General features: G+C 49.9%; 30 protein-coding genes and 2 pseudogenes. 11 read left to right on the top strand and 21 right to left on the bottom strand.

Annotated features, from left to right (window positions below; translation table 11 throughout):
• Window positions 1–50: 50 nt before the first annotated feature.
• The 4 genes from tcyJ to C2U53_RS25085 all read right to left on the bottom strand — a co-directional run bounded on the left by tcyJ (window position 51) and on the right by C2U53_RS25085 (window position 3,946).
• Complete coding sequence (gene tcyJ, locus C2U53_RS25070; protein WP_043000301.1) at window positions 51–851, bottom strand: cystine ABC transporter substrate-binding protein; 801 nt, start codon at window positions 849–851, stop codon at window positions 51–53.
• A gap of 87 nt (window positions 852–938) precedes the next feature.
• The gene (fliZ, locus tag C2U53_RS25075) at window positions 939–1,490 is read right to left on the bottom strand and encodes a flagella biosynthesis regulatory protein FliZ (RefSeq protein WP_043000300.1); all 552 of its coding nucleotides are present in this window, start codon (window positions 1,488–1,490) and stop codon (window positions 939–941) included.
• Window positions 1,491–1,549: 59 nt separating this feature from the next.
• A complete protein-coding gene (locus tag C2U53_RS25080; protein WP_042318303.1) occupies window positions 1,550–2,269 on the bottom strand; it encodes an RNA polymerase sigma factor FliA in 720 nt (239 codons plus the stop codon).
• A gap of 162 nt (window positions 2,270–2,431) precedes the next feature.
• Complete coding sequence (locus tag C2U53_RS25085) at window positions 2,432–3,946, bottom strand: flagellin (RefSeq protein WP_043000299.1); 1,515 nt, start codon at window positions 3,944–3,946, stop codon at window positions 2,432–2,434.
• 254 nt (window positions 3,947–4,200) lie between these two features.
• On the opposite strand from C2U53_RS25085, the gene fliD reads away from it, so the two are divergent.
• The 4 genes from fliD to amyA all read left to right on the top strand — a co-directional run bounded on the left by fliD (window position 4,201) and on the right by amyA (window position 7,960).
• Window positions 4,201–5,610 carry a flagellar filament capping protein FliD gene (gene fliD / locus C2U53_RS25090; protein WP_104446624.1) on the top strand — a complete coding sequence of 470 codons (1,410 nt, stop codon included), beginning with the start codon at window positions 4,201–4,203 and terminating at the stop codon, window positions 5,608–5,610.
• Window positions 5,611–5,625: 15 nt separating this feature from the next.
• Window positions 5,626–6,033, top strand: a complete 408-nt coding sequence (fliS, locus tag C2U53_RS25095; RefSeq protein ID WP_043000297.1) for a flagellar export chaperone FliS — start codon at window positions 5,626–5,628, stop codon at window positions 6,031–6,033.
• Window positions 6,033–6,404, top strand: a complete 372-nt coding sequence (fliT, locus tag C2U53_RS25100) for a flagella biosynthesis regulatory protein FliT (RefSeq protein WP_043000296.1) — start codon at window positions 6,033–6,035, stop codon at window positions 6,402–6,404. The genes fliS and fliT overlap by 1 nt, the downstream gene beginning before the upstream one ends.
• A gap of 68 nt (window positions 6,405–6,472) precedes the next feature.
• Window positions 6,473–7,960 carry an alpha-amylase gene (gene amyA / locus C2U53_RS25105; RefSeq protein WP_104446625.1) on the top strand — a complete coding sequence of 496 codons (1,488 nt, stop codon included), beginning with the start codon at window positions 6,473–6,475 and terminating at the stop codon, window positions 7,958–7,960.
• 39 nt (window positions 7,961–7,999) lie between these two features.
• On the opposite strand, the gene yedD is transcribed toward amyA, so the two are convergent.
• Entirely contained in the window at window positions 8,000–8,413 is a 414-nt protein-coding gene (gene yedD / locus C2U53_RS25110) for a lipoprotein YedD (RefSeq protein WP_043000294.1), read from the bottom strand.
• Between the two features lie 185 nt (window positions 8,414–8,598).
• On the opposite strand from yedD, the gene yedE reads away from it, so the two are divergent.
• Window positions 8,599–9,804 (top strand): selenium metabolism membrane protein YedE/FdhT, encoded by a 1,206-nt coding sequence (gene yedE / locus C2U53_RS25120; RefSeq protein WP_043000293.1) that lies wholly within the window; start codon window positions 8,599–8,601, stop codon window positions 9,802–9,804.
• A complete protein-coding gene (gene yedF / locus C2U53_RS25125; RefSeq protein WP_043000292.1) occupies window positions 9,801–10,034 on the top strand; it encodes a sulfurtransferase-like selenium metabolism protein YedF in 234 nt (77 codons plus the stop codon). The genes yedE and yedF overlap by 4 nt, the downstream gene beginning before the upstream one ends.
• 339 nt (window positions 10,035–10,373) lie before the next feature.
• On the opposite strand, the gene C2U53_RS25130 is transcribed toward yedF, so the two are convergent.
• From C2U53_RS25130 to C2U53_RS30035, 3 genes are all read right to left on the bottom strand, one after another.
• Window positions 10,374–11,147 carry an ORF6N domain-containing protein gene (locus tag C2U53_RS25130; RefSeq protein WP_044326827.1) on the bottom strand — a complete coding sequence of 258 codons (774 nt, stop codon included), beginning with the start codon at window positions 11,145–11,147 and terminating at the stop codon, window positions 10,374–10,376.
• 68 nt (window positions 11,148–11,215) lie between these two features.
• The gene (locus tag C2U53_RS25135; protein ID WP_090049276.1) at window positions 11,216–11,929 is read right to left on the bottom strand and encodes a P22AR C-terminal domain-containing protein; all 714 of its coding nucleotides are present in this window, start codon (window positions 11,927–11,929) and stop codon (window positions 11,216–11,218) included.
• The gene (locus C2U53_RS30035) at window positions 11,919–12,077 is read right to left on the bottom strand and encodes a hypothetical protein (protein ID WP_172740597.1); all 159 of its coding nucleotides are present in this window, start codon (window positions 12,075–12,077) and stop codon (window positions 11,919–11,921) included. Before C2U53_RS30035 ends, C2U53_RS25135 begins: the two co-directional genes overlap by 11 nt.
• Window positions 12,078–12,179: 102 nt before the next feature.
• Here C2U53_RS30035 and C2U53_RS30625 point away from each other — a divergent pair, with 102 nt between their 5' ends.
• Together C2U53_RS30625 and C2U53_RS25145 are read left to right on the top strand one after the other, a co-directional pair.
• Complete coding sequence (locus C2U53_RS30625; RefSeq protein ID WP_305764047.1) at window positions 12,180–12,548, top strand: Arc family DNA-binding protein; 369 nt, start codon at window positions 12,180–12,182, stop codon at window positions 12,546–12,548.
• A gap of 177 nt (window positions 12,549–12,725) precedes the next feature.
• Entirely contained in the window at window positions 12,726–12,908 is a 183-nt protein-coding gene (locus C2U53_RS25145) for a hypothetical protein (RefSeq protein WP_044326823.1), read from the top strand.
• A gap of 30 nt (window positions 12,909–12,938) precedes the next feature.
• Here the strand turns inward: C2U53_RS25145 and C2U53_RS25150 are convergent, their stop codons facing one another.
• On the bottom strand, window positions 12,939–13,262 hold the full coding sequence (locus tag C2U53_RS25150; protein WP_104446920.1) for a hypothetical protein: 324 nt from the start codon (window positions 13,260–13,262) through the stop codon (window positions 12,939–12,941).
• A 145-nt stretch (window positions 13,263–13,407) separates the two neighbouring features.
• On the opposite strand from C2U53_RS25150, the pseudogene C2U53_RS25155 reads away from it, so the two are divergent.
• Window positions 13,408–13,488, top strand: a pseudogene (locus C2U53_RS25155) (DinI family protein); the annotation flags it as partial.
• 93 nt (window positions 13,489–13,581) lie between these two features.
• Complete coding sequence (locus tag C2U53_RS25160) at window positions 13,582–13,821, top strand: DinI family protein (RefSeq protein WP_104446626.1); 240 nt, start codon at window positions 13,582–13,584, stop codon at window positions 13,819–13,821.
• Between the two features lie 129 nt (window positions 13,822–13,950).
• Here C2U53_RS25160 and C2U53_RS25165 read toward each other — a convergent pair whose 3' ends face one another.
• From C2U53_RS25165 to C2U53_RS25200, 8 genes and pseudogenes are all read right to left on the bottom strand, one after another.
• Window positions 13,951–14,541, bottom strand: coding sequence for a tail fiber assembly protein (locus C2U53_RS25165; protein ID WP_172740598.1), 591 nt, complete (start codon window positions 14,539–14,541; stop codon window positions 13,951–13,953).
• 545 nt (window positions 14,542–15,086) lie between these two features.
• Window positions 15,087–15,467 (bottom strand): annotated as a pseudogene (locus C2U53_RS30495) (hypothetical protein); the annotation flags it as partial.
• Between the two features lie 9 nt (window positions 15,468–15,476).
• A complete protein-coding gene (locus C2U53_RS25175; protein ID WP_104446586.1) occupies window positions 15,477–16,433 on the bottom strand; it encodes a DUF6453 family protein in 957 nt (318 codons plus the stop codon).
• 7 nt (window positions 16,434–16,440) lie between these two features.
• Window positions 16,441–19,152: a DUF1983 domain-containing protein gene (locus C2U53_RS25180; RefSeq protein ID WP_104446587.1), complete on the bottom strand. Its 2,712-nt coding sequence runs from the start codon at window positions 19,150–19,152 to the stop codon at window positions 16,441–16,443.
• Entirely contained in the window at window positions 19,152–19,550 is a 399-nt protein-coding gene (locus C2U53_RS25185; RefSeq protein WP_104446588.1) for a hypothetical protein, read from the bottom strand. Before C2U53_RS25185 ends, C2U53_RS25180 begins: the two co-directional genes overlap by 1 nt.
• Before the next feature lie 6 nt (window positions 19,551–19,556).
• On the bottom strand, window positions 19,557–20,141 hold the full coding sequence (locus C2U53_RS25190; RefSeq protein WP_104446314.1) for a hypothetical protein: 585 nt from the start codon (window positions 20,139–20,141) through the stop codon (window positions 19,557–19,559).
• Window positions 20,141–20,734 (bottom strand): hypothetical protein, encoded by a 594-nt coding sequence (locus C2U53_RS25195; RefSeq protein WP_044268228.1) that lies wholly within the window; start codon window positions 20,732–20,734, stop codon window positions 20,141–20,143. Before C2U53_RS25195 ends, C2U53_RS25190 begins: the two co-directional genes overlap by 1 nt.
• Window positions 20,735–20,737: 3 nt before the next feature.
• The gene (locus C2U53_RS25200) at window positions 20,738–23,554 is read right to left on the bottom strand and encodes a phage tail tape measure protein (RefSeq protein WP_104446628.1); all 2,817 of its coding nucleotides are present in this window, start codon (window positions 23,552–23,554) and stop codon (window positions 20,738–20,740) included.
• Window positions 23,555–23,726: 172 nt separating this feature from the next.
• Between C2U53_RS25200 and C2U53_RS25205 the strand changes: the two genes are divergently transcribed.
• Window positions 23,727–23,984 carry a hypothetical protein gene (locus tag C2U53_RS25205; RefSeq protein ID WP_104446629.1) on the top strand — a complete coding sequence of 86 codons (258 nt, stop codon included), beginning with the start codon at window positions 23,727–23,729 and terminating at the stop codon, window positions 23,982–23,984.
• On the opposite strand, the gene C2U53_RS25210 is transcribed toward C2U53_RS25205, so the two are convergent.
• From C2U53_RS25210 to C2U53_RS25220, 4 genes are all read right to left on the bottom strand, one after another.
• Window positions 23,968–24,192, bottom strand: a complete 225-nt coding sequence (locus tag C2U53_RS25210) for a hypothetical protein (protein ID WP_104446630.1) — start codon at window positions 24,190–24,192, stop codon at window positions 23,968–23,970. The genes C2U53_RS25205 and C2U53_RS25210 overlap by 17 nt on opposite strands.
• A 59-nt stretch (window positions 24,193–24,251) precedes the next feature.
• Window positions 24,252–24,650, bottom strand: a complete 399-nt coding sequence (locus C2U53_RS30045) for a hypothetical protein (RefSeq protein WP_172740600.1) — start codon at window positions 24,648–24,650, stop codon at window positions 24,252–24,254.
• A gap of 63 nt (window positions 24,651–24,713) precedes the next feature.
• Window positions 24,714–24,935, bottom strand: a complete 222-nt coding sequence (locus C2U53_RS25215; protein ID WP_104446631.1) for a hypothetical protein — start codon at window positions 24,933–24,935, stop codon at window positions 24,714–24,716.
• A 95-nt stretch (window positions 24,936–25,030) separates the two neighbouring features.
• Window positions 25,031–25,498, bottom strand: coding sequence for a hypothetical protein (locus tag C2U53_RS25220; RefSeq protein WP_104446632.1), 468 nt, complete (start codon window positions 25,496–25,498; stop codon window positions 25,031–25,033).
• Between the last annotated feature and the right edge of the window lie 36 nt (window positions 25,499–25,534).

Below are 25,534 nucleotides of genomic sequence, written 5' to 3' on the forward strand. Positions count from 1 at the left end.
GAAATAAAAAAGGCGCTGATTAAAGCGCCTTTTTTTTCATATCGTTCGGACTATTTGGTGATATCCGCGCCAAACCACTTCTCAGAAAGCGCCTTCAGCGAGCCGTCTTTCTGCATTTCAGCAATCGCTGCGTCCACCGCCTTCAGCAGATCTTCATTGCCTTTACGCAGCGCAACGCCTGACTCCTGACGGGAGAAGGCTTCACCGGTGACCGCCAGCGTATCTTTGGTCTTTTTAACCAAATCCAACGCCGCCAGACGATCCACCAGAATGGCGTCGATACGGCCTACGCGCAGATCCTGATATTTCGTCGGGTCATCATCATAAGTCCGGATATCAACGCCCTGGACGTTCTGACGTAACCACTCTTCATAGTTAGTACCCAGACCCACGCCCACTTTCTTATCTTTCAGATCGGCTGCGGTTTTAATCGCGCCTTCATTGCCTTTTTTCACCAGCGCCTGGATACCGGAGACGGTATAAGGGGTAGAGAAATCATATTTCTTCTTCCGCTCGTCGGAGATGGTGACCTGATTGATCACCACATCGATGCGTTTAGAATCCAGAGAGGCCAGCATCCCGTCCCATTTGGTCGGTTTCAGCGTGGCTTTCACGCCCAGATGCTTCGCGAGCGCTTCGGCAAATTCCACTTCAAAACCGGTCAATTTACCGTCATCGCCCTGGAAACTGAACGGCGGATAGGTACCTTCCAGCCCCACCAGCAGCGTGCCGCGATCTTTAACCTTCTTTAACAAACCTTCATCTGCAAACGTTTTTGCGCTCATTCCCGCGACAAGCGCCACAGCCATCACGCCCATCAGCGCCTGGCGACCCAGAAGTGCTAATTTCATATTTACCCCGAATGTTGTTATGAATGCCCGTAGTGTAGAGCGTTTATGGGTAACGACATAAATCACTCTGCTACATCTTATTCATTTTTAATATATATCAGAAGTCATCCGGAGGGAGGAATTCTGTTGCTGCTCGGGGCGAGCATGCGCTTTATATTGTGCGTACTTACGCAGCGCGATGCGATAGTTGTTGGTGCTGGTCTCCGGCAGCCACGGCGCCAGGTTTTCATCAAGGTAACCGTCCTGGAGCAGATCGTGAGAAATTTTCTGCTCGCTGAGATGATTACCGAGACGGCGCAGACGGACAACATACTCGCGTACGGTCCCGTGGCTCATTTCGGTCTGTTCAAACAGGAATTGTTTAAAACCAATGATGTCGAAGAAATCGCTCTGCGTCTTGCAGTGCAGATCGCCGCAGAAACGGCATAGCGCCACCCACTCTTTCTGCTCCTGCTGCCAGGCGGCTTCATCCATGAGTGTATCGAGGCGGGAAATGGCGATTTTATTGACGATCTGCCCTTTGCGCACCAGCGTGATGCGATCCAGTAACTTGTGGCAATGGGCGCAATGCGTCTGGCTGTGTTTAAAGTCTTTGAGGTAGCGGCTTAGAGGCCGTCTTTTTGATTGCTGCACCGTCATGAGAACTCCTGGTAGTCAATACGTTGTGCGGCATTTTTCAGCGCCGACAACGTCGTTCGCTATAACTTACCCAGCTTCGTGCGTAACCGTTTTATGGCCTGACTGTGCAACTGGCTGACCCGTGACTCTCCGACGTCCAGAACCGCGCCAATCTCTTTGAGATTGAGTTCTTCCTGGTAATAGAGCGTGAGCACCAGTTGTTCGCGTTCCGGAAGGGCTTCAATGGCATCCATCACGCGCTGGCGCAAATTGCTCTCAAGGAGCTGTTGTAACGGGTTTTCCTGCTGGTGTTCTTCTGTCACCAGCTCGATACTATCGCCATGCTCTTCCCGCCACTCGTCATAGGAGAAGAGTTGGCTGTTGTTGGTATCAAGCAACATCTGACGATATTCTTCTACAGGAATCGCCAGCCGCTCCGCCACCTCAGTTTCTGTCGCGTTGCGCCCTAATTCCTGTTCCAGTTGCCCCATCGCCTGTGCCACTTCGCGGGCATTGCGCCGAACGCTACGCGGCACCCAGTCGCGGCTGCGTAGTTCATCCAGCATCGCCCCACGAATACGCTGCACTGCGTAAGTGGTAAATGCCGTTCCTTGCAGAGCGTCATATCGGTCAACTGCATTCAATAACCCGATACCGCCCGCCTGTAGCAGATCGTCCAGTTCTACGCTCGCGGGCAAACGCACCTGCAGGCGCAACGCTTCGTGACGCACCAGCGGTACATAACGCTGCCACAGCGAGTGTTTATCCATTACACCTTCAGCGGTATACAGTGAATTCACGATAAACAGCCCTGCGTTAAATGAGTTATCGGCATGATTATCCGTTTCTGCAGGGGTTTTAATCGGGTGAATAGTGGGTGAAATGAGGGGTTATTTAGGGGTTACCGGTAAAGCCAGAACGAAAAAACCCCGCCGGAGCGGGGTTTGCGCAAGAAGCGTAAATTAACGCAGCAGAGACAGAACGTTCTGAGTCGTCTGGTTAGCCTGTGCCAGTACAGAAGTACCTGCTTGTTGCAGGATCTGCGCACGAGACATGTTAGACACTTCAGTCGCGTAGTCAGCGTCTTCGATACGGCTACGAGCAGAAGACAGGTTGTTAACGGTGTTGCCTAGGTTGGTGATAGCAGAATCGAAACGGTTCTGTACCGCACCCAGGTCAGAACGCAAAGAGTCAACCTGAGCCAGCGCTTTATCGATAGAAGCCATCGGATCAGAATTCAGCTTATCGCCTTTCACAACGGTACCATCATCTTTGATGGTGGCGCTGTAGTATGCATCGGCATCGTTTTCAGTACCTTTGATGACATAACCGCCGCCTTTAACGGAGAATACCTGCGGGTTGTCACCCAGACCTGTAATGCCCCCAAGATCCAGTTTAACCGCTGGCGTAGTACTACCAATAACGTCACCAGTGGTAACAGCAGCTTCGCTCGCCGCTGCCGCAGCTTCCGGAGTATCAGAGCTCTTATAGCTCACAATCCCGGTATTCAGGTCAACCGTACCTTTGAAAATATCAGAACCTACTTTCACATACATCTGACCATCTTTATCAACAGAGAAAGAGGTCGTCGCAGCAAGAGCCGTGTTATTCAGAGAGATAGAATCTGCGTTTACAACGGTAGTGCCACCAATATTGACGTTTTGACCAGCGGCTGCTTTAGTTGCAGTGATAGTGCCGGTTTCCTTCGTTGCACCGTCAAAATCTACAACCCCGGTATCTTTGTCATAGTTAGACACTTTGTAGAAATCTGTGCCGTTATTACTTGCGTAAACAATGTTGGCATCCGCATCATCAACATACAGAGAGTATGGATTGGTTGTTGCAGTATCTTTTGCAGTCAACGTATGACTTGCAGTCGGAACGCTAGAAGATGGTTTAGCATCAGTCAGCGCAGTAGTAGACAGCTTGCTCAGATCCAGACCTTTGTTAGTCACATCCAGATTACCTAAACCCAGAGTGCTGGAAGTGATCTCTTGCAGATTGATCTCGATGGTTTCGCCATCATTTGCACCGACCTGAATTTTCATGGTCTGGTTAGAAGCCAGCACTTTTACGCCGTTGAACTGAGTCTGACCGGATACACGATCAATTTCGCTCAGGCGCTGGGTGATTTCAGCCTGGATGGATTTCAGATCTGATTCGGAGTTGGTGCCGTTCGTTGCCTGCACAGACAGTTCACGGACACGCTGCAGGTTGTTGTTGATTTCCGACAGAGAACCTTCCGTCGTCTGCGCGATGGAGATACCGTCGTTGGCGTTACGAGAAGCCTGAGTCAGGCCTTTAATGTTTGACGTAAAGCGGTTAGCAATCGCCTGACCCGCAGCATCGTCTTTCGCGCTGTTGATACGCAGACCGGAAGACAGGCGCTCAATCGCAGAGCTCAGGGAAGACTGAGATTTGTTCAGGTTGTTTTGGGTCAACAGCGACAGGCTGTTTGTATTAATGACTTGTGCCATGATCTTTTCCTTATCAATTACAACTTGATGTTATTGGGCTGTTGCCCACGGTTTCTCACCGTAACCCTTGTATCGGCACCTGAATTTCGAACTTTAGAGAATTTTTAGTTTCCCCCCATTTTTTCTTAGCCTTTGAATAACCCGTCTTCTTGCACACTATTCCGGCCATTATTTCTCCAAATTTATTATTAAACTTTGCCGCCAGATTGCCGATAAGGTGGCTAACCACTGTTTGCAATTAAAAGGGATTACGCATGGCTTCTTTTACTTCATTAGGCGTGGGTTCAAACCTGCCGCTGGATACATTACTGACGAACCTGACCACGGCTGAGAAGGGACGCCTGAAACCTATCACTCAGCAGCAGAGCAGTTTTACAGCAAGACTGACGGCGTTTGGAACGTTAAAAAGCTCGCTGGAAAAATTCCAGACCGCGAACACTGCACTGAATGATGCAAACCTTTTTAAAAGCACGACCGCAGTCAGCAACTCAACCGATCTCACCGTCAGCACCACAGCAGGAGCAGCGGCTGGTATTTATAAAATAAATGTGACGCATATAGCCCAAGCGCAATCGCTTCGCACGACCACAACAGTGACGGACAGTAAAGCTGTCCAAGGTAATGACAACGCGGAACGCACACTCATCATTAAGCAGGACGGGAAAGAGAAGCCTCTGGAGATAAAGCTTACCAAAGATCAGACTTCTTTAGTCGAGATGCGTGATGCGATTAATAATGCCAACGGTGGTGTCACTGCCAGTATTGTAAAACTGAAAGACAATGATTTTCAGCTTGTACTGACCTCATCAGAAACGGGTGTCGCTAATAAAATGAGCATCTCCGTCTCAGGAGATGAAAAACTCAATCAATTTATCAGCTTCAATAACCCGGATGTGGTTGGCAATAACGTTGAGCAAATTGTTGAAGCGAAAGACGCAGAACTTAACGTCAACGGCATTGATATTGTTCGTAGCAGTAACACCGTGACCGATGCCCCTCAGGGTATTACGTTGAACCTGACAAAAGAAGTTAAAGATGTCACCGTCACGGTAACGAAAAGTAATGATAAAGCAACAACCGCGATTAAAAGCTGGGTGGACGCATACAATTCGCTGGTAGATACCATTGGTACCCTGACGAAATACACCTCAGTCGATCCGGGCGCAGAAGAACAAAGCACGAGCAACGGCGCACTCCTCGGTGACAGCACCGTTCGCACCATCCAGACCGGTATCCGTGGTCAATTCTCCTCCAGCGCCAATGACGGGAAATTCCAAACGTTATCGCAAATGGGCATTACCCAGGATGGCACCACCGGTAAGCTGAAAATTGATGATGAAAAACTGAAAAAAGCGCTAACCGATAATAGCGTGGATGTTCAACAGCTGTTAGTCGGTGATGGCAAAGAGACCGGAATTACGACCAAAGTGGCTTCGCTGGTGAAAGGTTACCTGGCCGATGATGGCATTATCGACAGCGCCCAGGACAGCATCAATGCCACGCTGAAAAAACTGACTAAACAGTATCTTTCCGTCAGTGCCAGTATCGACGATACCATTGCGCGGTATAAGGCTCAATTTACGCAACTGGATACGATGATGAGCAAGTTGAATAACACCAGTAGCTACCTGAACCAGCAATTTACTGCGATGACCAGTTCCTGATAACCAGAGGTAAACATGTATACCGCGAGCGGTACCAAAGCTTATGCGCAAATCAGCGTGGAAAGCGGCGTGATGAGTGCGAGTCCGCACCAGTTGATCGAAATGTTGTTTGATGGCGCAAACAGCGCCCTGGTGCGCGCTCGCCTGTTTTTAGAGCAAGGTGATATTACCGCCAAAGGGGAAGCGCTGAGTAAGGCTATCAATATCATTGATAATGGTCTGAAAGCGGGACTGGATCAGGAGAATGGCGGCGAACTCGCCGACCATCTCTCTTCGCTGTATGACTATATGATCCGTCGTTTATTACTTGCTAATTTACGCAATGACAGTCAAGCCATTGAAGAAGTGGAAGGGTTACTCGGCAACATTGCGGAAGCCTGGAAACAGATCTCACCGAAAGCATCTTCCCAGGAGTCTCGTTAATGACCTCAGCCGTGGAGTTTATCAACCGTTGGCAGCGCATTGCGCTGCTCAGTCAGTCGCTGCTCGAACTTGCGCAGCGGGGTGAATGGGACCTTTTACTGGAACAGGAAGTCACCTATCTGCAAAGTATTGAAGCGGTCGTTGAAACGCAAACTCCACCGGGCATGACACGCAGTATTCAGGATATCGTGGCCAGTTATATCAAACAGACGCTGGATAACGAAGAATGCCTGAAAGGTTTACTGCGCCAACGGCTCGATGAGCTTAGTGGTCTGATCGGCCAGTCAACGCGTCAGCAGTCGCTTAACAATGCTTATGGTCGGCTTTCCGGCATGCTGCTGGTACCCGACGCTCCCCCTGCTCCACAATAATTCCCGCTACGTTAGCAAAAATCTTCCATACTCCAGAGGTCGTCTACAAGACTTCTGGAGCTCGGAAGATGAAAAACCCCACGTTACTGCAGTTCTTCCACTGGTATTACCCTGAAGGTGGCAAACTCTGGCAAGAGGTGACAGAGCGCGCAGACAGCCTCAATGATATCGGTATCAACATGGTCTGGTTACCGCCCGCCTATAAAGGCGCGTCAGGCGGCTATTCCGTCGGCTATGACTCTTACGATCTGTTTGATCTCGGCGAGTTTGACCAAAAAGGTTCCCTTGCCACCAAATATGGTGATAAGGCGCAGCTTCTTACGGCTATCGACGCGCTGAAGAAAAACGACATCGCGGTGCTACTCGACGTGGTGGTGAATCACAAAATGGGGGCGGACGAAAAAGAGCCCCTCCGCGTACAGCGGGTCAACGAAGACGATCGCACGCAGATTGCCGATGAGATCATCGAATGCGAAGCCTGGACGCGTTACACCTTTCCGGCGCGAGGCGGTCAGTACTCGCAGTTCATCTGGGACTTCAAATGTTTCAGCGGCATCGACCACATCGAAAACCCTGACGAAGACGGCATTTTTAAAATCGTCAACGACTATACCGGCGAGGGCTGGAACGACCAGGTCGACGATGAAATGGGCAATTTCGATTACCTGATGGGTGAAAATATCGATTTTCGTAATCACGCCGTCACTGAGGAGATTAAATACTGGGCGCGCTGGGTGATGGAACAAACGCAGTGTGATGGCTTTCGTCTCGATGCGGTAAAACACATTCCGGCCTGGTTCTATAAAGAGTGGATTGAACACGTTCAGGAGGTGGCACCGAAGCCGCTGTTTATCGTTGCCGAATACTGGTCGCACGAAGTGGATAAGCTGCAAACCTATATCGACCAGGTGGAAGGCAAAACGATGCTGTTCGACGCCCCGTTACAGCTCAATTTTCATGAAGCGTCGCGTCAGGGACGTGATTACGACATGAGCCAGATCTTCAGCGGCACGCTGGTAGAAGCCGATCCGTTTCACGCCGTGACGCTGGTCGCCAACCATGACACCCAGCCGTTGCAAGCGCTGGAAGCCCCCGTTGAAGCATGGTTCAAACCGCTGGCCTACGCGCTCATCCTGCTGCGGGAAAATGGCGTACCGTCGATTTTCTATCCAGATCTCTATGGCGCGCACTATGAAGATACCGGAGGCGACGGAGAAACCTATACCATCGACATGCCGATCATTGAACAACTCGACTTACTCATTCTTGCCCGCCAGCGTTTCGCCCACGGCATTCAGACGCTCTGGTTTGATCATCCCAACTGCATTGCTTTCAGTCGTAGCGGAACGGACGACGATCCCGGATGTGTGGTGGTGTTATCCAATGGCGACGACGGTGAAAAAACGCTTATGCTGGGTGAAAACTACGGCAATAAAACCTGGCGCGACTATCTGGGAAACCGCGAGGAGATCGTCATCACTGACGAAAATGGCGAGGCTACGTTTTACTGCAATGGCGGCAGCGTCAGCGTATGGGTCATTGAAGAGGTGATCTGATGAAGCGCCCCGACAGGGAAAACTGTCGGGGACAATTGATTACGGTAATGGCGTTGGCAGCGGGGATTTCTCCAACGCGGCGGCACACTCCACCGTTGGACGGTCCACGCGTTGCAGGGTCATCCCGTCATATTCCAGGGTGTTCCCTTCCCGCTCGATCTCATAAAGTTCACGTTTGACCGTCACGTTGGTTAAGTCACCGGACAACATCGTTAGCTTACCTGGCAGCGCAATAACCCTCTGCCACTGGCGACAATCGAGCGTATCGCCCTCTTTGGTCACCACCAGACTGGCAATAGCTTCCGGGCTCACCAGTTTGCGCTGCGGCCCGTTAGTCTGCCAGTACCCTTCCAGCCCGGCGGGCGCAGGCGTTTTGACCACATCATTGTAGTTTTCCACCTCGGCGCATCCCGCTAACATCAGTAACGCCCCAACGATTGCACATTTTTTCATCATTCATCCTGCATGCGAAGAAAAGAGGATTGTGGCATTAAAGGCCTGCGGTCGCCAGCCTTTCGCGGTGCCAGCAGAACTTTGATCCATTTGGGATTACCGCTTAATAGTACCAGGCAAAATTGCCGCCGTGGTGTACTATCCGCTTTCTTGTTTCACACCTTCTGAGTTCAGAGGCAAAACACATGTCATGGCAACAATTCAAACAAGCCTGGTTAGTTAAATTCTGGGCGCCCATCCCTGCGGTCATCGCAGCGGGTATTCTCTCTACGTATTATTTTGGCATCACTGGCACCTTCTGGGCCGTCACGGGTGAATTTACCCGCTGGGGCGGACAAATCCTGCAACTGTTTGGCGTCCATGCGGAAGAATGGGGCTACTACAAGCTGATCCACCTGGAAGGCACCCCGCTCACTCGCATCGACGGGATGATGATCCTCGGTATGTTCGGCGGTTGCTTCGCGGCAGCGTTGTGGGCCAACAACGTCAAACTACGCATGCCGCGCAGTCGCATCCGCATCATGCAGGCGGTGCTGGGCGGGATCATCGCCGGGTTCGGCGCGCGTATGGCGATGGGCTGCAACCTGGCGGCATTCTTTACCGGTATTCCTCAATTCTCTCTGCACGCCTGGTTCTTTGCCCTAGCAACCGCCATCGGTTCCTGGTTTGGCGCGCGATTCACCCTGCTGCCAATATTCCGCATTCCGGTCAAGATGCAGAAAGTCTCCGCTGCGTCGCCGTTGACGCAGAAACCGGATCAGGCGCGCCGTCGTTTCCGCCTCGGCATGCTGGTGTTTATCGGCATGATTGGCTGGGCGCTGCTGACCGCCATGAACCAGCCGAAGCTGGGTCTGGCGATGCTGTTCGGCGTGGGTTTTGGTCTGCTGATCGAGCGCGCGCAAATCTGCTTCACCTCCGCCTTCCGGGATCTGTGGATCACCGGACGCACCCATATGGCAAAGGCGATCATCTTCGGGATGGGCGTCAGCGCAATCGGTATTTTCAGCTACGTACAACTGGGCGTGGAAGCCAAAATCATGTGGGCGGGCCCGAATGCAGTAATCGGCGGGCTGTTGTTTGGTTTTGGTATCGTGCTGGCGGGCGGGTGTGAAACCGGCTGGATGTACCGCGCGGTGGAAGGCCAGGTACACTACTGGTGGGTGGGTCTCGGTAACGTCATCGGCTCAACGATTCTGGCCTACTACTGGGATGACTTCGCCCCTGCGCTGGCCACCAACTGGGATAAAATTAATCTACTCAACACCTTCGGTCCGCTCGGCGGCCTGCTGGTGACCTATCTGCTGCTGTTTGCCGCCCTGATGTTAATCATCGGCTGGGAAAAACATTTCTTCCGTCGTGCCGGGCTGACCCCTGCTAAGGAATCCGCATGAAAAACATTGTTCCTGATTATCGCCTTGATATGGTCGGCGAGCCCTGCCCTTACCCTGCCGTCGCGACGCTGGAAGCGATGCCGCAGTTGAAGAAAGGGGAAATTCTGGAAGTGGTCAGCGACTGTCCGCAATCCATCAATAACATTCCGCTGGACGCGCGCAACCATGGCTACAACGTGCTCGATATTCAGCAAGATGGGCCGACAATTCGTTATTTGATTCAGAAGTAACTGTTTGCCGGAAGGCAACGGCCCCTTATCCGGTCTACAGGGAATCACAGGCCGGATAAGCGCCAGCGCCATCCGGCACTCAAACCTAAACCTGCATGGACATCATATGACCATGTATTTTTCATAAACGACAAAGATCGTCCAAGAGCGCACCAAATAACAGATGGTTGCAGTCGTCGAAAACTTCAGTCGTCTAAGTTCACCTTAGAACGAGTGACGTTTTATGCCCCACCCATGCCCCATCACCTATACTTTCAGTCTGAAGACTGGAGGTTTCCTATGTGTGGACGATCTACACAAAAACCCGCAGTTAAGCGGGTTTGAGTTGTCGACACTACATTAAAACAGCTTGCGAAGATCTACGTCATACACAGCAAGCCATGCCTCACGCGGCCAGGACTTCACTGTTCCGTAGGTCTCGTCAGGAACATCCTTCGGTGACAATCCATTTGCAGCGCACCATTTCTTCATGGGCCAATGGCCTACAAGTTTTCCAGTAGCTCTGTGGACAGCCTTTATAGTGGCGTGCTTCCTGCTCTCACCAAGCTTTTCAGCTAATGCGTTAGCCTTGCGCTTTTCAGCGGAAGCGGTAGCCATTGCTGTAGCCTCTCTCTTTTCAGAGATCCAAAGCTTCTCTTTCACAGCCCGGTCACGCTGCTCGGTGATGATGCGGTTTTCCTTAACTTTTACCAGCAGGTCTTCAAGCGCAGCTTCATAAGTAAGCGGGATACCAACCACTGGAGTTGGTCGGAAATACGAGTCTTCCAGACGCTCGAAGAAAGACCATGCTTCATCCGTGTCAACAATCTTAGACATACGTGCCGCGCCCTTCTCAGTCCAAAAAACAACGGAACGGGCTTTGCTCGAAATTTGTGCGTGACTGTTAGTCACTCGCAAATCCTTCAACTCCTGGCCTTTAATGGTGAAGATGTGAATGCCTTCAATGAAGCGACTAGCGTTGCGTGACAGGTTTTTCCGAATGTTAGCCTCGTCAGAGCCATAACCTGCGGCCAGTGTTTCTGTTGTAACAACTCGCAGTCTCTTCCATTCAATCACCGGCAACGGTTGGGGATCGACATTTCGCTCTTGAACTGCTAAATTTAATGACGTCATTAGTTGGATCCTTCTGACAAGTTTCAATGGAAGCCGGTAGCTCGTAACTATCGGCTTTTCTATTTGCATCACTGCAAAATTCCTTTCCCGTATGAGAAAACGTTTTTCCAGTTACTGTCCCCCCATGGTTGTTCCTTGATGTGATTAGTTTCCCGCTTGAGAATTTCGCGAGATTTATTTATCCCACGACTGTAATTAGTGCCAATTGAGCAGAAGCGCGGAGACAAACGATGATCTGCGACTACCAGTAACGGATGTACTTCACGGCATGCCTCATACATCACTGCAGCAGAACGCCATAGATATGCCAGGGTGCATAATTCATCGTCGGTAAACTGCTTGGCGATCGGTGAGTGCTGAATTTCGCGGTCCAATACATCAAGCACCCAACGGCGGAATTCTTTGGCCTTATTCGTGGTTGAAAACATCGCAATTAAGTGAGCGCCGCGAAGTGAGAAAACACGGACAGGGATATCGACCACGCCAGTCTTTCTAACGACACTCATTTTGAGGGTCGTTGACATATGTTCTGTAAATTCATCGTGATAACGACTGAATATTTGCGTAACTGCATCTGACTTCTTGTAACCGAGAGCCGCTGCTAACTCAGATGAAGTGAGCCATGTTTCACCCGCATGTTTAACTGGGTGGAAAGATGTCTGCTGGAAAGTTAACTCGTAATTCTGTACACTGTTCATGTCGATATTTCCTACGCGGTTATTTTCGATAGAGGCCCGGTTAGTGTTAGCGCACTTCTGGGCTTCGCTGTTTTTACTGGACATGCATCTTCCCTCTGAACTTCAAAGCCCACACCAAAGCCTGCACCAAAGCTGCGTTCTCAGATAACCCTTCCTCTTCAGCAATACGCTTAAATTCTTCCTTCAATTTCTGCGGGTAACGCAGGGTCGTTTTTGCTTCATTTTTTTCCACTTCTCACTCCTTTCTTTATGATGGCATTATGCCTTGAAAGCAGAATGCCATCATTGAATATAAATAGCAATATGCCATCATCTCTTTTTTTGAGGTGATGTTATGGCTGAAAAACAGGTTAAAGATTACGAAAAATTTGTTGTGCGCTTCCCTGATGGCATGCGCGATGTTGTGGCGGAAAGAGCAAAGCGTAATGGCAGGTCGATGAACTCAGAAATAATCGACATCATCTCCAATGCAGTATCTCAGCCAGCATTAGCGCAGGAAGGAATTGAGTTTTTGCTTAGTCTGGTAGATCCTAACGAGGTTGAAAAGCTGTCAGCGAATGAAAGAAAGCGGGCCAAGAATCTTCTTGTAGATGCAGCGGCCATTATGGCGCAACGACTGGAATCAGAAAGCAAAGATTTGAGAGTGCTCTTGTACTTGGCTTCAAAAGATAGCCCTCTTAATGAGAACAAAAAGCCCACCTGAGTGTGACGCAACTATTGAGATGTTAAAGAGCACCTACTGGCGTGATTAAAACGCCTGCAGGTGCTGAAAGATAGGGTTGATTATGCAGAAATTACCCCTCAGGTAATTTGAATAGATATGAACATCTGAGATAGCACAAAATGCAAATCCACCCGAGAGGGTCATCAAGGAGCAGGCATGAACGAGTCAAAATCAATTTTCATCATCATGTGGGTAGTAACATTCTTCCCGTGCTACCGGATGGCAAGGAAAGCCGGGTTTGGTTGGCCAATGGCGATCTTCCTTTCGATTCCTGTTATCCACTACATCACGCTTTACTTCTTCGCTTTCAAAAGGTGGCCCACCCTCCCTAATGCTTGACACTGAGCCTACCTGAGCGAGTTTTAAAAGTTAGATCACCGGGCATCTATCATCACCCAGCGCCCGGTTGATGAAGTACGTTACTCGACCAATCACTACCACCTCTTCCAGCGCGTTCCCTTCTATCGCCTCACCATCTTCAGATATCAGTGCCTTGCCAGCCAGTTTTACAAACTGCATTTCACCATCTGCAAGAACGGCGAGTGTATCTCCCTGTCGCGCATTCAGCGACACGTCGATAACCGCGTATCCCTCTGACGTTTCCAGAACTCGACTGTTCATCGATATCCCGCAAAACATGTCGACTGTTAAGCGCCTTGAAAGATAATCAGCTGCCGGTGATGGAAATCCCATGTCATAGCCCTCCCTTCGGATTGAACAGCTGAAAGGTACGGTTCTCCCCTTCCTGCGTTGATACATCGCGGAATGTTGTCACATACCACTCAATCCATTCGTTAGCCTGCTTCATCGTCCAGTTCCAGTTAACCTTGCTCAGTTCCTGGACAAACCGCTGTGTGGTGACGGTCTTCCGGCCATTAGGTTCTTGCTGTATCGAAACATGCCAGACCATTTCAATATCGCTGCGTCGTGGCATCAATTAACCTCTCTTGAATACCGGATAAAAACACAGTATAAATACTGTATATCCAACCAGTAAAGGGAGAAGATAAAAATGTTTGTTGAGCTGGTTTATGACAAGAGAAACGTTGCAGGTTTACCCGGTGCAAAAACCATAATTCTTAATGAGCTAACAAAACGTGTACACCGAATCTTTCCCGATGCAGAAGTGAAGGTTAAGCCGATGCAGGCGAACGGCTTAAACAGCGATGCCAGCAAAAGCGATCGGGAGAAGCTGAACCGCATGCTGGAGGAAATGTTTGAAGAATCCGATATGTGGCTTGTTTCAGACTAAACGCATTGATTTGTCATATTGCATATGTAGAATCCGCGGCGACTGACAATCATTCAATACTCGCACTATCGGACGTTCGTCAGTCAGCCGCAACCCACTCTTGCATACGGTGTGGTTGCGGCTATTTCATCATAAATGAAGTTCTGGCCATTGGATGTTGTCAGGCGAGTCTGTTTCAATAGCTAATACCTCGTCTGTGTAGTCCAGAACCGCATTCAACTTCCATTTTTCCTTATCGCTTAACGCTCTTCCCATCTGTATCTTCAACTGAATAGTGCCAATAGATTGCATGGCGTTGTCTATCAGCTGCTGACGGCAGGCTTCAGCTTTCGCTACAGCGGCTGTATGTGCTGCCACTTCATCAGTTACCCACATAACCCCATCCCATAAATCAAATTCTGTTTGCGGTTTTACCAGGGTATATGCATCCGGAACTTCACCTGCTTCTTTGATTTCCATTGTTCCGCTGCCGTCTTTCGCATACGCAGTTTGTCCCCGGTAGTCTGGCAGAACAAGCCAATGGTGACCGTCAGAACTGCGCATAACCACTTCATTGTCACCGGCCGTTGGCGGCAAATCTGTATATGAGTGCGCAGGTAGTGACGTTCCCTCGCTGATCTGCGCCACCGCCTCACCAACCAGAAAGCCGCGATCGTCGGTGACATATACTTTTAGTTGTCCATCTGCTGTAGCCAGCCCTGCATTATCGAACTGAATCATTACGTTGCCCTCACAATCATATTCCATGCCATGTTACGCATGCGGGTTTCTGTCGCTGTTCTCGCAACGTTTTCTGCGGAGAATGAAAGCACATCCATTGCTGTTGATGATGTGGCTCCCGTCGCACCAAGAACCGAAGCCCCTGTACCCGATGACAAACTGAAAGCTCCGGATGCTGAAAAAAGTAAGCCGGTTGACAGTCCAGGCATTCCGCGTACATTCAGCGTTGCTGTTATATTCTGGATTGCATCAGCCTGCTCTGAAAGGATCGCTCGTCCCTGATCAATACCCCTGCCATCATCATACCCACGTACTACATCGCCCCGCACATCGGGTAAAACACCGGAGGTGTAAATCGCCCCGAGCTTCGGATAAAGCGTTTTACTGAATGATGCCCCATTAAGACGCAGGTATTTAACGCCAAGAGATGTGTTATCAGGTAGAACTACAGAAGGCCAGTTAATCATCATACCCACCGGACATATAGCATCAATTAAAGATCGCACTTCATCAATCGTGATAACACTGCTGATCAATTTTTTTGCAGAGGGTCCGGTTATCTGGCTATTATCCGGAAGAGTAATGGTTACATCACCTTCTGCCGTAAAAAACTGCTGCCAGTTTTGCTTGTCGTAGTTCAGTCCACGCAACGCCTCGGTGCTTTGTACCACCAGCGCCGCTGTAACCTGGTTCTGCGTGTCACGTGATACTGCATTCCATGCCACCCCGGACTGTGTCGGGCCAGTGTATTTGTTGACAAGCGTAACTGATGTTGAATTGTTGACACTTTTCACAGGTAGCGTGTAAGAAATCCCGCCGACCGTCGCGACTATAAAAGCGCCTGAAGCCAGTTCGGTGATAAATGCTGTTCCATTACCCGTTACAGTCTCTGATTTATTGGTCAGGGTTAACGTTCCTGCGGACATGGGGTTTCCTCAATACATGTTAGGAATGATAAGAAGCGGCATGCTGATATTCTGGTTAAATGTGGCATCCCAGCCGCTAACGTTGTAGTTACCGAAAACACGGTTATATGCTGAACGTATGCTTCCACCAGACATGACGATCCCTTTAGTACGCACATTGGCGACCCCGTTAACCATTCTGGTTTGTGTCCCGGTATTGGTAAGATGGCAGTACCCACCACCAATACTCTGGAAGGAGTCAGTTATCTGAATGGTCCGGTCATAGACCATTGGTCGCTTTTGTGTTGAAAACGTCACCTGACCTGCTGGATTTGTCATAGTGATGCCATCACCACCGACCGGCGCAGTCTGATTAAATATTGCAAGGTCAATTGTGACGGATGCGGTGACATCATCCGTTCCGCTATAAGAGATACTCCGTACAATGATATTGGTCCCGTCAAATGCAACAGAAACATTTGGATTATCCCATTTGCCAAATGGAATACCTGAGACGGGTAGCACCGTACTCCCGTTTACAGTAATTCGGCCTGTATAAGCACAGGTCATCAATAGTGAGCGATTCGAAATAGCGGTAAAATCCGTTGAACTGGCGACCAGAATCCCTTCGTTATATGTAGCGGCAGGGAGTATTTCGAGAAATGTTGCGTCAAAATCGACCTTCTCGCCATTCCTGAACCCTTTTTTACCAAAGTTAATATTTACCGATGAATTTCCATTCCTTGTTACGGAAGACATAAAATAAATATTTGGAGGATTTGTAAAATCCTGAATTACAACTGGCCTTCGTGCAATGGTGACAAGCTCTGAACCAGCAGTCATGGTAACAGGGACACTGTAACTGGAACCTCCCCCATCTCCATATTGCCCGGATGTTGCGCCACAATATGACGGGGCACGAAGCCCCGCAGTAATCGCCATCACCGGGCGACCATCGTTATAATCAATCAGAATACCTTCTGGCATAATTCACCTACCATTTACCGACAACGACTCGTCCACCGCCAGACAGATTGACAGTAATTCCATTGCCGTTAATAACGACCGTATTATTCACACCGTTAAATGCAAACTGGCCACTGGTCGCATACAGTTTTCCATGGAATTCACAGTCGCCACTCTTATCTATATTCCAGCCACGTGTTCCGGCGAGGAAATTATTCGAGCGGATATAGTTCGCAATTTTGGCATTGGTGATACTGGCATCCTGAATAAGCGCATCGCGGATAAATACCTGTCCGTTATAGACAAAGAAAGCGGCGGTATAATTTCCCGGATCGCTACCAGAATAAATGCCGAACTGATCAGCAGCAAAAACCACGGTGGATTTATAGGTGCTGCCCGATGGCTCAATGGACATGCCAAACCCGGTGTTATATTTCACACCGTTTCTGACAATCCCAAGGTCCAGTGTGTACGATGCTTTCGCAGTGCCATCGCTTTTCACTTCAGCTGTTAATTTCTGATTTACAGCCGCCATCAGTTCACCATCAGGCCCGATCTGCGCCTGAACATAATCAGCGAGTTCAGCGAATGCGCCATCAAGATTTGCAACCGTGGTGGTCACCGTCATGACTTCGGCTTTCACTTCACCATACTGCTCAAACTGACGCTGGACCGTGCCGTGATTGGCGAGGGCATTTTCCATTATGCCTTCAAGGTTTGTATCAACCCCGCCTTTAACGTTCTGGAACGCTTCGGAATTCTGAACAGAATCATCAATGAGGTCGATCAGGCTTCCTGTATCCATTGAGCACAGAGCAGGGACTTCGATAAATGCAGAAGCACCGAATGCGTTAATGGTCCTGATATACCAGTAATAGGTATGCCCGACCTGCAACTGATTGCTGGTCCACGTGGTGCCCATCCCCTCTCTGCTGGCGTTGCCCTCAACGATTTCAGTTGAGGTGCCCGACAGTTGCGTCTCACCTGATGTCCAGAAGTCGAACTGGGTGGAAACGTTGGTGATAGCGGCAAGACGGGGGATCATCGTCACCGCAAAGAAACCCTGCTCAATATCAACATGCGAGGGCGGCGGCGGCGCTTCAACACTGAACTCAAGATAAGCTTCCGGCGATTCAGCCCCCATCTGATTCACCGCTGAAACATGCGCAGTGTAAGTATTCCTTGGCAACCCAGTCAGACGAGTGAAAGCCCCCGGCACCTGAGCAGAAAGCACCATCTGGCCATTACGACGAATAACGACTTTGTTATAGACAACCTGCCCGATATTTTCCCAGGACAGTATCCCCTGGACCACCTGGCCGATTTCTTCTACGGTGTACTTCATGTTCTGCGGCTGGGCAACACCACCGGACGGTAACTGAGTGAATGGAGGGCGCTCTATAGGCTTGCCAACAGCATCACCCCATACATCAGCCGTTTCCTGTTTCAGTGTCAGTTGCACGCCGTTCTGCACACCAAATTTCCAGTCCGTCACCCGCATCTCAACGTTCACGATACCGATAGACGGGAAATTGACTTTCACATACATTCCGGGGCGATATCGGTAGCCGCTGAGATTCAGCGTAACGTTCATCGTTCTGGCAATACGGGTACGCTTTAACTTCACATCAGCCAGGCGCTGGGCCTGAAACTCACTCGTCACAAATCGCAGTTTCATATCCTGCGAGATTTCGACGCCGTCCTCCGCCACCCACTCGCTTACCGATACGGATGGGAAATCAGCTTCAGTAAATCCCTGTTGTGGATCGACGAATGTTCCTTTGATAGTGTTTACACGCTCAGACTGGGAAACTTCCGGCATGATTTCGATATCACCGGCCAGCTGGCTTTCAGTGATCACTTCCGTTGCCGGGCCATAGTACGCACCAACCAGCAAACCATGCTTACCGGCAATATAGGTCACGTCTCCTGCACAGGCCGCAAGCATCCCCTCCAGAATGCTCACCTTGTTTTCGCTGAGGTCAAACTCACCGTTGATCGTGTAGCGTCTTTCGACGGTATTGCCGCCGGTGATCACATCCTCATCGCAGATGTTGGCGGCTTCCTGAAACTGATCCCAGTTGATGTCTGAATCAGGAACCTTCAGGTAGTTGCGGTAATAGTCCAGGATGACCAGCGCAGCATTGTTACTGTATCCGGTCAGGCCTGTTCTCGGGTCGTATACGACGCGCCCAAACTTCTCTACCTTGATATTGGGAATACCGGACGGGAATTTCTCTGCGCTGAATTTCAGGGAGACACGAAGCCATGTGATCCCCTTGCCGATCATGTCATTTTTCCATGACGGGCAGTTCGACAGCATGAACGGATCAGCGGTCTGCCGGTTCGTATGCAACTGGAATGAGGCATGCTCGGGATAACTGCTGATGGGTTCGTCGCCGAGCCATACCGTTCCGATGCTGGATAATGAATGCCCTGCGAGAGCAACGGCCAGGTGCAACATTTCACCATCATCCTGCTGGCCTGGCTGTTCTTCTGAAAAGAACAACGTACCGGCGGCAGTGGTACGTCCATACACAACCGTTTTGGCGCTGGCCGCTGCACGAAGAACCTGTTTACGTTCTGATGTGTCACGGTATGAATCGATTGATGGTTTTTTGGTGAGTGCCTGAGTTGCAACCTGGGCGGCAACAGTGATAGCCATTGCGATCCCGTAATACTGATATGAAGCAGCAGCACCTGCTGCAACGGTCGCAATGATAGGAATAGCAGCAGGCATTAACGAACCCTCCAGACGCTCAGCGGTTTTACCCGTAAACTCACCAGACCATTTTCACCAGGCACCCAGACCGAACCGGAATACACCACGCCAGCGCACTTCGCCCCGCCGTTCTCGACGATGGCGATGTCACCACGCTGCGCCAGTTTCACCGGAATCTCGTCAAGGTATTTGCCGATCACTTTTTCCAGCGTCCCGCCACCTGTAAGAATCGCTTTCTTTGCGCCGGTTTCACTGTCATAAGTTCCACGCCAGTCTGCCGCATAATCAGCGCCACACATGGCCTGTGCGCAGTCAGCCGCAAACAGGCAACAGTCATGTTTGCCCCATGAAAAAGGCCGCTCAATGGCGGCCTTCATCACTGCATTTAATCTGTTTTGCCAGTCATGGTGCTTCATGCTTCCTCACTTATAAGTAAACCCAGGCGCATCCTTTTTGTTGCCCCAGAAAATGGAACGTTCAGCCATCTGCGCCACATAGCGGAATATGCGGTCGCCAGAATAAGAGGCTTGCTGTGATTCGTCGGTATAGCGATCCGGGAAAGGTCGTTGCCAGTCTTCAAAAATATTACTGATAGTGTATTGCAGGGCGTTGGTTTCCCCGGCTGTGGCCCCGGTACCCGATACTTTCCCTTTAAACAGAAGATCGGCAACCTGCACCACGCCGTTATCGTTCATCGCAACCAGGTAGATTTCAGCATTGCGACCAACACAACGTTCATTCAGTGTTTTGGCGAACAGTGACAGGTCAAGCCCGGAAAGCGTCATCTTCACCTGCGTCGGGCTGGTCGTGTTCGTCTCAGTAGCATCATCAATCGAGCCCATACGTCCCATGCCGTAATAGACGTAGCCACCCAGTACGATCGTCCCGGTACCGGAATGCACATACACAGTGCCGGATTCAAACTGAATACTGGCAGCGATCACCACTGTCACCCGGTCGCGGGAAAGCCAGTCAACCATTGCGTCAGAAAATGGGGAATACAACATTAAAACGCCTCCTCAAATTCAATGGTCATTGACGTTATCCCACCCGGTTTACGGTCAAATGCGCCCTGCAAGTTATCTGAAAGCTTGAATATCCCCCATGGTTCTCGCACCTCTACCGTACTATTTGCCGCTGGAGATGACCGCAGCATTGGGGATATAGGGATCACAGCAACACCGCTGGAATTGCTGAATACATCCTCAGTCACTTTTTTCAGTTCCGAATTTACAGTCAGGTAGTAACCGGCTTGCATCACCATTGTATTAGCCGGCCAGCCTTTAGTTGAAAGGTTACTTCCTGTTTGATTCGCATCCGTCACTAACACTGCGGCGGCAGTCGAGCCACCATCACGCCCCCAGTCGCGAATTTTCACACGTCCATATTCACCGTCCAGTGACGCCAGTACTGCCTCAATTTTTCTGGCCTGAGCGTCATCCAGAACGTCATATCCGACAGTACATTTCCACCGGGCTCCCGGAAAGCGCGCTACCTGGGATGAGCCATTGAATGGAGATCTGAATGTTTTGGTATTCGACTCGAGATACCAGTTGAGGGATGAAGGGCGAGGCCCTGGCCACTCTAATACATCAGCCATCTGTTAAACTCCTAGTAATCTCCGCCCCTGCCCACGGCTCTGAAAATCCTGAAGCATTTCCTGTCTGGCCCGTCTGGCACCGTCGTCAGCCCCTTTTCTGGCAGCATCTTCCATTGCGCGATTCAATGCAGCGTCGCCATTTCCTGAAACATGAATCGTTTGCTGGACGATTATGTCGCCAGAGAAGCCCCCTCCCTGCGCTCCCATCATCCTGACCCCCAGATTCCCGTCAGGCGTTCGGGCAAGTGGCATAATTGCTTCCGGCCCTGCTTCACCAAATACACCAGCGCCTTTTGCGAAGGCAAAAAGTTTCGGTGAATCAAATACACCGCCAGAATATGCGCTAAGTGATGGAGAGTCATAAACCCCACCTTTAGCATTTTGTTTGAAGAAATCCAGCCCACTTGATGCACTGCCATAGGCTCCGGAAGGAGTCGAGCCACCGCTGTTTGCTGAACCAAATAACGAGCCCCAAATACCTGCGCCTTGCATTGATTTGATGCCGTTTACGATCATCGCGTTCAGTAACACTTTTTGAAGGGACTTCAGAACGCTCATAGACCACTCGTTCCAGTCCGCTTTACTACCGCTCAACCCGTCGGCCATCGTATCGACAAGGCCACTCATCGCTCCCTGAACAACGCCAGACATCTGGGTAGAATACGTCGATGCTGTATCCATCCAGTTTCTAAACCCCTGCTCAACGCCGCCCAGCCAGTCATTGTTCATCGCGTCGAGGTTTTCATAGTGTTGCTGCATTATTGCCCTCTCACGGCCTAACGCATCAGTCAGCATTTGTGATTTAGCGTTATACGTTTCCTCGCTCATACCTTTCGATTTATCTGCATAATCACGATCAAGTTGCTGTCGCTGAGCATTATATTTTTGTTCCAGTTGAAGCAGTTCCTGCATCTGTTTCTGCTGCTTCTCACCCAGACCGAAACCAGAATCCTGAACAGCATAGCTGGCTCGCAAATTATCCAGCCCCATCTCAAGCGTACTGCGATACGATGCAAGTTCCGTCGCCTCCTTCATCAGGCGGTTATTTTTCTCCTGTTGGGCATTGCGCTCCATCAATGAAGTAATTTCGTCTTTACGAAGCAGTAGCGATTTTTGTGCGGTAGTTAATTGGGATGGTGATCGTGTTTCCAGAGTGGAAAGCTGTTGACGCCATTTGATGAGTTCCTGTTCAGAGGAAGACAGTTTGTTTGTTGCTTCAGCCTGAGTAACCAGCAGGGCGTTTTGCTGGTTGAGCTGATCAATCATACGTTGCCCTGCATCTTCAGTAACGGCTTTACCTTTTGGCGCTCCTGCCGTTTTTGGGTCTTTATACATTTCATTGATGCGCGAGATATTTTTCGCGTACTGATCCGCGCTGATAGCCCCGGCGTCCAGGAACTTTTTCTGCTGCTCTAAAGCCTTATTGCGTTTGTCGGCATTTGACAGGAACTGCTGGTTGACGCGATCCGCATCTTGCTGAGTTTTAATGCGTTGCTGCTCTGCCTTATTTGCTTCCGACACAGCACCATTGACATCAGCTTGCGCTGTTATCGTGAGTTGCAGAATGTTTAACTCCTGCTCAAGCTCCTTGCGGCGAGCACCAAAGACGGTTTTCCCACCAACTGCATTATCGATCCAGTCAAGTTCCTTACGAATTTGTGCAATGCGTTCATTACCGCCAGATTCTCGCCCAACATCAAGCATGGCATCCCAGGCGCTTTTTGCTGCTCCAGCCAAACCATTCCATGCTTTTTCCAGCAGACCAAGATTCTGCTGAATATCTGCTGATCGCTGCTGCATTGTGTTCGCATATGCGTCTGTAGCGACGCGCGCCGCTTCCTGCTGATTCCCTTCATCCTGAAGGGCTTTAATCTGGTTGTAAGTTGACAGCGTCAGGAAGTGATACTGGTCATTAAGTTTGGTGATTGCATCCAGCGGGTCAGCTGCAATTTTGTTGAAATCGCCAACTAACTGATCGGTCGCGATACCAGTGGCTTCGCTTGTTTTAACAACGGCAGTAGTCACCCGCTCCAGCGAATCACCGGCAACCTTTCCTGACTCTACCAGTTGATTCAGTACCGACGCTGCGGCTCCCGTGGTTGAATTTGCCGCCACACCAGCGCGCGCAGCTATGTCTGCCAGTTGACCAGATGTTTTTCTTACCTGATTACCCGTCAGGATAAGTGATTTATTAAAAGCATCCTGTTCCTGCGTGCCTTTGTAGTACGCCACGCCCAGCACGCCGACCGCGGCAGCAGCCAGCGTAAAAGGATTGATCAGGCCCATCACATAAGAGCCAACGCCTTTAATCGCCGGACCGATGCCGCCGAACATATCTTTTAACTGCCCGCCCTGCTGCATCAGCACCATGAACGGACTTTGCCCGGTAGACAGGCCCACGACGATATCGGTCATCTGAGCAGGGATCATTCGCATAGCAAAAGCGGTTTGCTTTGCCGACATGCCAGTATTTTTCAGTTGCTCTGAAAACCCGGTGAGACGATTGCGGGCCTCTTCGATTTTTTTCGAATAGACATCAAAGGTTTCATCGTCCAGCATGCCTTTCGACTTGAATTTCACGAGTTGCTGCTGTTGTTTATCCAGCTTATTCAGCGCAGCGTTAACCGGGTCAATGCGGTCAAGCAGTTCCGATAATGCTGCCGATTCTTCCTCGGTGGCTTTTGTTACCTTCCCGGCGCTAGCCGCTGCTTTCTGCCCCCATTCAGTCAATCCATGTAGGGCGCTGGTCAGGCTTTCAGCATTTTTTTCTGCGCCGGTGCTATCGATAATGATGGCAAGGCGGGATGTCTGTTCTGACATTGAGATCTCCGGGCATAAAAAAGCCGCACTGTGGCGGCTACTGTCTGAATATCAGGGTGTTACTTATTTAAATACCTGGCTATGGTTGATGCTCAGCCCGTCAGTGGTGGGACACTGGCGCACTCAGGAAAAGAGGGATGGCTGATTACCTCTTGATAAGGAAAAGAAATAAATGAAATACGAATTTGAAAAGCATCTTAATACGACATCCTTGCCATCTATTGAGCTTCAGGTACACGCATTACAGGTTGGGTTGGCTAGCCTGGTCCAGGCAATTGAGAAATCAACCCCTGGCTTTGGAGAGGTATTTCTCCAAACATTCGACAATGGCTTTAAGCAAAACAGGGAAGCTAACAAAAATGTTGGTGAAGAATATTCACCTGTTGAAGCGCTTGCATTACTTGGAACAATGCTCAAAAGCGGTTTATAACAATAACTCCTCCGGCTGGAAGATGGACCTTGCACCCGCTGTCTTCTAATTGAACTGCGGTCTGTTTCTGGGCCGCCATATCATCGACAACCAACTGCTGACGAACAGAAAGACTGAGTTCATCAATCGCGCAGTTAATCTCATTGATTGCCTGCCGCGTATGCAAAAGCGACATTTCCAGTTCTTCAACACGTTTCTCTAAAGTCATAACTATCTCCTGCCTTGCGGCATCAGGTAATAAAAAGCCCACCGGAGTGGGCTAATTTGCTACTTGCAAGATTCGCTCCAAGCATTATCCATTCCTCCAACAGAGATAGGATTACTCGGATCTTCAATCGTTGGGCGTGAGTAGTCGGCAGTTCTTCCATTATTCGATACTGTTATTCTTGAAAAGAATCGTACCCTTCCAGTGTATGCGTTAAAACTGTTTTTCCCATTTACATATCCACATACCGCGCCGCTAATCTCTTCCCCTTGCAGGCTTGAATCTGGATAAAACCTCACACTATCAAAGGTTGCTGAATCAGGGTCTTTCATCGTGTTGCGCACTCCTTTTTCTACAAAAGATATAGCATCACCAGATGACGGATTTGACACATTTGTCACAACGACCACCAATACAACAATGACAAAAAAAGCGACTATCAAATACCCTAAAGTCTTCACATCCCTACCCCCATCATTAACATTTGCACACAGACTAGCACAGGGATAGAGCGAGGCCATGGGCTATTTATTTTTAGTCAACATCTCCTGCCTCTTTGTCCATGTATCTAACCACAAATCATCCAGCGCAAAAATCGCAGTATCGAATTCATCACGTTCAAGGGAGATCTTGCGTGAAGAAAGATAACATTCGATGTCGTGAAGTGAGATAGGCAGCGGGACACCAGCCATTCCAGCATACAGCCGTGAGCGGGAAATAACGGAGTAAGCGTTGAGGATTTCCACCGTTACTCCGTCAATTTCAGGCTCTGGAATTGGCGGGAGTTTTAATTTCTCCCTTCGCCACCTTGCCTTTTCACCGTGCTCCCCGCCGAACTCACTCAGCCACTTTTGCGCTTCGATGGCTTTTTTACGGTTTCCTGCTTTTGCTGCTCTTTGCCCTGGGCGATGCTGGCTGCCTCCGCCAGAATTTGCCAGTACATCTCTGGTTCCTGTTTAAGAAGTGCAGCGCCGCGTTCAGGTGTGTACTCAATCGGAACCTCTTCGCCTTCAACAAGCTCACCGACGCCCTTCCAGTCTTTCAGCAGGTAACGCGCGCAGTTGTCGATCAGGAGGTCATCGGCAGAGTCAATTTCCCCGACCGCTGACAGGCTAAATTCGCTGGTTCCCACCTGGTAACTGGCATCCATTTTTTCAATGTGGCGGCGTATAAGTGCATTACGCGAGCGATACTGGTCGTTATCAATGCTGCTGACGAGCAACTTCAGGCCTTCAATGGGTTTGAGATCTTTCAGCGGCGTAAACCAGCGATCGCCGCCAACATCAATTCGTGGAGTCAAGATGATCATTAAAAGCTCCTGCATTAAAAATGCCCGCGCCGCCAT

Origin of the sequence: Citrobacter sp. CFNIH10 (genome assembly GCF_002934585.1) — a bacterium.
Lineage (GTDB): Bacteria > Pseudomonadota > Gammaproteobacteria > Enterobacterales > Enterobacteriaceae > Citrobacter_A > Citrobacter_A amalonaticus.